We start from the raw sequence: 8,200 nt of genomic DNA on the forward strand, positions 1-8,200 counted from the left end.
TATGAATTGAGGGAGGCTCGGTAATGAATAAACCAAATGAAATTATTGTCGTTCTGGATTTCGGAGGACAATACAATCAGTTAATTGCAAGACGGATTCGTGATCTTGGGGTATACAGCGAGCTGCTGCCGTACAATACCCCGGTTGAACGTCTCCGTGAAATCGCGCCCGCCGGCATTGTGTTCTCAGGCGGTCCATCCAGTGTGTACGGTGAAGATGCGCCTCACGTGGACCCGGCTATTTACGACATCGGCGTGCCGATCTTCGGAATCTGCTACGGAATGCAGCTGATGGCCCAGCAGCTGAACGGCAAAGTAGAACGCGCGGCTAAACGCGAATACGGCAAAGCAGATGTGGATTTCGTTCCGAATTCGGCCTTGACGATAAATTTGGACAACAAACAAACGGTCTGGATGAGCCACGGCGACCATGTAGTTGAACTGCCTGAGGGCTTTAAAGTTGCGGCTTCGACAGAGCATGCGCCGATCGCTGCTTTCAGCAATGATGAGCGCAAAATGTACGGCGTTCAGTTCCACCCTGAGGTCCGCCACTCTGTGTACGGCAATGAAATGATCCGCAATTTCCTGTATGAGGTGTGCGGCTGCGAAGGCAACTGGACCATGGAGACTTGGATTGAAGACACGATTCAGGATATCCGCACTCAGGTCGGCGACAAGAAGGTTTTGTGCGCACTCAGCGGCGGCGTGGATTCTTCTGTAGTTGCTATGCTGATTCACAAGGCAGTCGGCGACCAGCTGACCTGTATGTTTATCGACCACGGCCTGCTCCGCAAAGGGGAAGCCGAGAGCGTCATGGAGACCTTTGTCGGCAAGTTCGACATGAAGGTGGTCAAGATTGATGCAAGCGAACGGTTCCTGTCCAAGCTGAAAGGCGTGGATGATCCGGAACAGAAGCGCAAAATCATCGGCAACGAATTCATCTACGTGTTCGACGAGGAATCCGCCAAATTTGACAACTTCGCCTTCCTGGCGCAGGGCACGCTGTATACGGATATCGTAGAAAGCGGCACGGCTACGGCGCAGACCATCAAATCGCACCATAACGTGGGCGGCCTGCCTGAAGATATGAAATTCGAACTGGTTGAACCGCTGAAGACGCTCTTTAAGGATGAAGTCCGCAAAGTGGGCGAAGAGTGCGGCCTGCCGAAGGAGATCGTCTGGAGACAGCCGTTCCCGGGTCCGGGTCTTGCTATCCGCGTGCTTGGCGAAGTAACGGAGGACAAGCTGCACATCGTGCGCGAATCCGATTACATCCTGCGTGATGAAATTGCCAAAGCCGGCCTCGACCGCGAAATCTGGCAGTATTTCACCGCTCTGCCGAACATGAAGAGTGTCGGTGTTATGGGCGACGCCCGTACTTACTCCTACACCGTCGGCATCCGCGCGGTAACCTCTATCGACGGCATGACCGCCGACTGGGCCCGCATCCCTTGGGACGTGCTGGAGAAAATTTCCGTACGCATCGTCAACGAGGTGGAGAACGTCAACCGCGTTGTGTACGACATTACGTCCAAGCCGCCGGCCACCATTGAGTGGGAATAGGCTGGGAATTCTAATAGGACGCCAAAAATCCTCTCTTCTATTGCTTGTTTCAAGCAGCAGGAGGGAGTTTTTTTATGGCCCGAACGCGTATTTTTCATTGAGCATTCCCTTTGACAGAAAGGTTATATCTTTTCGCAATCAATCATAAGTCTAGGGTGCTGGGCTCATGAAAGCCTATTTATTGGAAAAATACGAACGTTTCAAATTATTCACCACATCAATATTCGTTTTTTTGTTGACAAGATTCCCCGGCATGCCTAAAATAGGTTTGTAAATGTTATGCAAGATTTTTTTCATAGCGTATAAGAACTGCTGATAATTGAATAGAATTCGTATAATTCTGGGAATCGGCCCGGAAGTTTCTACGAGGTCACCGTAAATGATCTGGCTACGAACGTAAGAAGACTAAACCTGTAAGTGTAGAGGAACAGCCTGTATAGGCTGCTGCCTTGTATGCTTGCATGCATGTTTCGTCTTTTCAGTTAAGCGCGAGGACCCGGGAATATACACATATACCCGGGTCTTTGTTGTTTTTGCAGTTCTTTCGGGTTTTATCCTGACTACTTAAGGGGGATTTGGGGAATGGATCGTTTTTTCAAGCTTAAGGAGAACGGCACATCGGTAAGAACCGAAATTATTGCGGGGATTACCACGTTCATGACAATGGCTTACATCCTGGTCGTGAACAACTTGTTTTTGGGGCCGAATGGCGCAGGAATTCCTGCCGACGGCGTATTTTTTGCCACATGTGTGGGTGCGGGTCTTATTACTATTCTGATGGGCTTGTTCGTTAACATTCCGATTGCGCTGGCGCCGGGCATGGGCTTGAATGCTTACTTCATGACAGTCGTGCTCAGCTCGGATGGAAAAATCACCTGGCAGGCTGCTTTGGGCGCTGTCTTTATCTCCGGGATTATCTTCCTCATCCTGACGATAACGAAGGTTCGCCAAATGCTGATCGTGGCCCTGCCGCAAAGCTTGAAAGCTGCAATTACAGTCGGTATCGGTTTGTTTGTAGCAAGCGTCGGCCTTAAGCTGAGCAACCTGATCGGCGTTAATCTGTCCGGCGTGACTGACACGACCAAGACGGTTGGCGGCAGCAGCATCAGCTTCGCAATCGGCGACATGGTCCACAGCCATGAGGTTCAGCTGACGCTGATCGGCCTGATTATCATCGCGATTCTGATGGCCCTCCGCGTGAAGGGTGCGCTCCTGATCGGCATCATCGTAACAACGCTGATCGGTATTCCAATGGACGTAACGAACACCAGCGGTTTGTCCGGCGCGACCTGGTTCCCGAATCTGAACGATTTGGCTGTCGGCAAGTTTGACCTTGGCGCTGCCTTTAAGCTTGGTTTGTTCGAGATTGTGTTTGTCTTTACTTTCGTCGAGCTGTTTGATACCTTCGGCACTTTGGTCGGCACAGCTACCCGCGCAGGCCTGATGAAGGACAAAGAGAAAGGCGAGAAAATGATCGGTAAAGCCATGCTGGTAGACGCTGTTGGCGTCAGTGCTGGTGCGGTGCTTGGAACAAGTACAGTTACGTCTTATGTGGAAAGTACGGCAGGGGTTGCTGAAGGCGGACGCACAGGCCTTACAGCGGTTACGACCGGCGTATTGTTCCTTCTGGCTCTCTTCATCGCGCCGCTTGCGGGCGTTGTGCCTAGTGCGGCTACCGCTCCTGCCCTGATTATCGTCGGCGTGCTGATGATGGGCCAGGTAAAGAGCATTGAGTGGGACGATTTCCTTTATGCATTCCCAGCGTTCGTAACGATTATCCTGATGCCGTTCACCGGCAGTATTGCCAACGGGATTTCGGCAGGCATTTTGTCTTACGTCATTCTGGCCCTCTGCAACAATCTCGTGGCTAAGAATAAAGTGAAGATTCACTGGCTGATGTGGGTTCTGGCCGTTATCGTGCTGGCCCGTTACATCTTCATCGGTTCCGAATAATCTTGAAAAAGTATCCACCTGCAGTCCGGCCTCGCGCCGGACTGTTTTTTTATGAGGTTTTGTGAGCAGATTTAATACATACGGCCATTTTTCCGTATATAATAGAAGTATTTTCCTGACTTGTTTGTCTGAGACCTTGTCGGGAGCCAATATCAAGCGATTAAAACCAAGTCATTAAAGCCAAACCATGAAAGCCATTACTGCTCGTGAGGTGTGACAAACTAGTTATGAACAACCGGACAAGAAGCAAGAAGAGCTGCGCCCTGTTTATTGTAATAAGCCTGATGCTCACTCTATTGCCAGGAAAGGTAGGGGCAGCGGATCATTCCAATCTTCTGGGGAACAGCGGGTTTGAACAGGTCGCAGGCGGCGTGCCTGACACCTGGAGCCAGGACATGTGGCTTACGGATGAGGGGGCCAGCAAGCTGTGGATGGATAGCCGGGAGGCGCATACGGGCACAACATCAGCCGCTGTGGAAAATATTCAGCCCAATCACGCAAGGTGGATTCAGAAGCTCACCGTTCTTCCGAACACCTACTACAAGATTTCGGGCTGGATCAAGACGGAGAACATTCCGCAGGCTTCCGGCGGAAGCGGCGCGAATCTGTTTGTCTCCGGCGTAAGCGCCAGCTATCCTGAGGTTTACAACACCAATGGAAGCTGGCAGCAGGTCGAATTTACCGGCGTCACGGGTGCCGAACAAACGGAGCTCACGATTGGGGCCGGACTCGGGCAGTACGGGGCGTTAACGACAGGCACGGCCTATTTTGACGACATTTCTGTCGTTCAAACCGTTAAACCGTCCTCCCTGGAGAACGTCATCAGCATGGATACGGCCAAAACAGAGAAGACGAGGGAACTGCCGGTATCCGTCACCTCGACGGTATTGATGCTTGCCGTTTTCAGTCTGTTTTTCGCTTACATGTACCGCATTTATATGCGCAAGGACGACAGCGCCAATCCTGATTTAGGCCGCTTTGGCCGCCGCATAGGCTATACAAGCGTGCTGTTTATTCTGCTCGCGGCCGGGCTTGTTGTGCGCCTGTGGTCGGGTCTGCATTACCAAGGGTATACCGGCGACCTGACGACCTTTACGTATTGGGCTGAACGTTTAAAGGAGAAGGGCTTCAGTCATTTTTATGAAAAAGGTATTTTCGCCGATTACCCGCCAGGCTACCTTTACGTTCTATACATACTTGGCGCTGTTAAATCCGCGCTGGGCCTTGCCGATGCCTCTGCCGGGACAAGGCTTCTTCTTAAGCTGCCGTCCATTCTGGCCGATCTAGCGGCAGGATATTTCCTGTACCGGCTCGGCAGAAGGAATATTGGAGAGCGCCTCGCTTTAGCGCTGGCTTTCCTCTATGTGTTCAATCCGGCCGTCTGGATCGACTCGTCGAACTGGGGGCAGATTGACGGATTCTTCGCGCTCTTCCTGGTTCTGTTTCTGAACGCACTGGCAGCGAACAAGCCGACCCATTCGGCGGTCTGGTTTGCGATTGCCGCGCTGATCAAGCCGCAGGCGTTTATTTTCGCTCCGGTAGTGCTGCTGTATTTTATTTTCCGGAGAAGCGGGTGGAAGAGCCTGCTGCTCAGCTTCCTTTACGGCACAGCAGTCTTTCTGCTGCTCGCCTCGCCTTTTTTCTGGAGCAGCGGGGGAGTTCGAGGACTTTATGAATTGTATAGGTCGACCTTGTCCTCCTATCCTTATGCGGTGTTAAACGCGTTTAACTTATTTTCACTGGTTGGAGGGAACTGGAAGCCGCTGAACGAAACGTGGGGGTTCCTCACCTTCAGAACCTGGGGCAATCTGTTCCTGGTGCTGTCTGTCGCAGTAACCGTCTTGTTTGCCTGGGGCAAAGGCAGCTTCGCTGCACCTGTTGAACGACAGGCGGGGAACCGGAGCAGGGGGAGGTCTGCCGGTGTTTTCCTGCTGGCGCTGATCCTGATCACCTGCGTCTATCTGCTGGGCCCCAAAATGCACGAGCGCTACCTGTTCCCGGCTCTGCTCATCGCTTTATTTGCCTTTATCGAGCTGAGGGACCGCAGGCTGCTGCTGATCTTTTTCGGCTTCAGTATTACGCAGTATGTGAACATTGACTATGTGCTGAAGAATTACCACGCCTCCAACTCGGCAACTCCTATTGACGGCATAGCGATCGTGTCGGCCATCGTGAATCTCGCCTTCCTCGCTTACCTGCTGGCAGTCGGATGGGACATCCTGTTCCGGGGCAGAATCAGGGAGCTGGCGGTGATTTCAGCCGGGGAACGCAGGGCGGCGGAAGAGCTTACTTTATCGGAGTTAACTCAGTCCGCCCCATCCGCCCGCGCACCGAGAATGCAGCGCAAGGACTGGATGTGGACCGGAGCGATAACCCTGCTGTACGCGGTAATTGCTTTGTATCATCTGGGGGATATGAAATCTCCAGTCACTTACTGGGAAACCTCGGCTGCGGGGGAAAGCTTCTACGTGGATCTTGGCTCAACCAAGTCGCTCGGAAGAATCAATCTGTTTGCCGGACCGGGCAGAGGCGTCGTGAAAATCGAATTCAGCAATACGCCGGACAACTGGGATCACGCGACAGAACTGGATCTCTATGGCAAGGTATTTAAATGGAACACAGCCCAATCCTTTATTGATGCCCGGTATGTTAAATTTACGGCGGAGTCTCCAGAGACTATTGTGCATGAGATTGCGATTTATACGCGGAATTCGAAAGAGCCTCTCCCGGTTACCGCCATTCAGAGCGAGGGACTTCCAGCGGGGGATAAAGGTTCGCCTGACCTGCTGTTTGATGAGCCTGACCGGGATGTTTACACGCCGAGCTACATGAACAGCACCTATTTTGATGAAATTTACCATCCGAGAACGGCCTATGAATACCTGCAGGGAATGCCTGCCTATGAAAATACACACCCGCCGCTCGGAAAAATCCTGATTGCCTTAGGCATCAAGCTCTTCGGCCTCAGCCCGTTCGGCTGGCGGATTGTAGGCACCGTGTTCGGCATCGGGATGCTGCCGCTCATGTACCGCATGGCGCTCACGATGTTCGGCAGAAGCCGGTACGCGGTTACGGCGACCCTGCTGTTCGCTCTTGATTTTATGCACTTTACGCAGACGAGAATGGCTACGATTGACTCGTATGCGGTCTTTTTCCTGATGGTGATGTACTACTTTATGCACCGGTACATGTCGCAGAACTTCTATACCATGCCGGTAAGCAAAACGCTGATCCCGCTCGGGCTGGCAGGCCTGTTCTTCGGCATCGGGGCGGCGTCCAAATGGAACGTTGCCTACGGGGGAGCCGGTTTGGCTGTAATGCTGGGCATGTATCTGTATGCACGTTACCGGGAAATGCGTGCGGCGCGGCGCTGGCTGAACGGACAGTCAGAGGAGGGGGCTTCCGGAACTTCGGGAGCGGATTCTAACGCAGTTTTATACCGCGCAGCCGCTTCCGGTTTTATCCGCAGCACGCTCATTACGCTGAGCAGCTGTGTCCTCTTTTTCCTGATTATACCGGCGATTATTTACAGCCTTTCGTTTATCCCGGTATTGAAAGAAACGGCAGGCGGCTACACGCTCAAAAATCTCATCGACGCACAGATCCACATGTATGACTACCACAGTCAGCTGACCGCCACACACCCGTATTCTTCCCAGTGGTGGCAGTGGCCGTTTATGAAACGTCCGCTATGGCTGTACAACGGTCCGGACATGGCTTCGGGGATGAAAGCCACAATGGTGACGATGGGGAATCCGCTGATCTGGTGGACCGGAATTTTTGCGATTCTGCTGTCCATCTGGGTTTCGCTTAAGCGCAGGGATAAATACATGTATACGGTTTGGATCGCGTATTTGTCCGTCTACATTCCATGGGTGCTCGTCCCGCGGTATACGTTCATCTATCACTACTTTACAATGGTTCCGTTTATGATTATCAGCATTGTCTATATAATGAAGCTTGCAGAAGATAGATATGCCTGGTTCAAAAAGGTCCGCATCAGCTATATCCTTCTCGCGGCGTTCCTGTTCGTCCTTTTCTATCCCGCGTTGACCGGCCTTACAGTCAGCAAAGGATATATTGATTACCTGCTGCGGTGGTTCCCGACTTGGGATTTCTAGAGCATTGTTCTGTAAAAAGCGTAATAAAAGACCGGCTCCCGAGCCGGTCTTTTATTATTTTTTAAAATAAGCTTGCAATAGTTTGTCGATCTATGTTATATTCTTATTCCGGCCAATTAATTAAGATTGTTAGCCGGCCAGCCAAACAGCCGAGTATGAATTGAAGAAAAAACTTCTTAGAAAAAAAGCTTGCAAAGCTGGTTCGAAAGTGATAAGATATAAGAGTTGCTGACGAAAATGAATATGCAACGAAATGAAACGCTTGATCTTTGAAAACTGAACAACGAGTGAGAAATAAACAACGAGTAACAACTCGTCAGATTCAAAATGAGTCACAAACTTTACTTTTATGGAGAGTTTGATCCTGGCTCAGGACGAACGCTGGCGGCGTGCCTAATACATGCAAGTCGAGCGGAGTTATGAGGGAGCTTGCTCCTGATTAACTTAGCGGCGGACGGGTGAGTAACACGTAGGCAACCTGCCTGCAAGACTGGGATAACTACCGGAAACGGTAGCTAATACCGGATACGCAAGGGAGTCGCATGATTCCTTTGGGAAAGACGG

3 protein-coding genes, 1 rRNA gene and 1 riboswitch are annotated in these 8,200 nt (G+C 51.5%); all 4 genes read left to right on the plus strand.

Annotated features, from left to right (window positions below; all coding sequences use genetic code 11):
• The first annotated feature begins 23 nt into the window (after positions 1 to 23).
• The gene (gene guaA, locus FCN15_RS02820) at positions 24 to 1,562 is read left to right on the plus strand and encodes a glutamine-hydrolyzing GMP synthase (RefSeq protein ID WP_138493393.1); all 1,539 of its coding nucleotides are present in this window, start codon (positions 24 to 26) and stop codon (positions 1,560 to 1,562) included.
• A 310-nt stretch (positions 1,563 to 1,872) separates the two neighbouring features.
• Positions 1,873 to 1,973, plus strand: a riboswitch (purine riboswitch).
• 171 nt (positions 1,974 to 2,144) lie between these two features.
• The gene (locus tag FCN15_RS02825) at positions 2,145 to 3,515 is read left to right on the plus strand and encodes an NCS2 family permease (RefSeq protein ID WP_138493394.1); all 1,371 of its coding nucleotides are present in this window, start codon (positions 2,145 to 2,147) and stop codon (positions 3,513 to 3,515) included.
• A gap of 227 nt (positions 3,516 to 3,742) precedes the next feature.
• Positions 3,743 to 7,636, plus strand: a complete 3,894-nt coding sequence (locus FCN15_RS02830; RefSeq protein WP_138493395.1) for a glycosyltransferase family 39 protein — start codon at positions 3,743 to 3,745, stop codon at positions 7,634 to 7,636.
• Between the two features lie 346 nt (positions 7,637 to 7,982).
• A 16S ribosomal RNA gene (locus FCN15_RS02835) occupies positions 7,983 to 8,200 on the plus strand; the annotation flags it as partial.

The organism is Paenibacillus pinistramenti (assembly GCF_005869875.1).
GTDB lineage: Bacteria > Bacillota > Bacilli > Paenibacillales > Paenibacillaceae > Fontibacillus > Fontibacillus pinistramenti.

Excerpts from the sequence above, each read along its gene's own strand:
- guaA (WP_138493393.1), top strand. The coding sequence starts at position 24 with ATGAATAAACCAAATGAAATTATTGTCGTTCTGGATTTCGGAGGACAA.
- FCN15_RS02825 (WP_138493394.1), top strand. The coding sequence starts at position 2,145 with ATGGATCGTTTTTTCAAGCTTAAGGAGAACGGCACATCGGTAAGAACC.
- FCN15_RS02830 (WP_138493395.1), top strand. The coding sequence starts at position 3,743 with ATGAACAACCGGACAAGAAGCAAGAAGAGCTGCGCCCTGTTTATTGTA.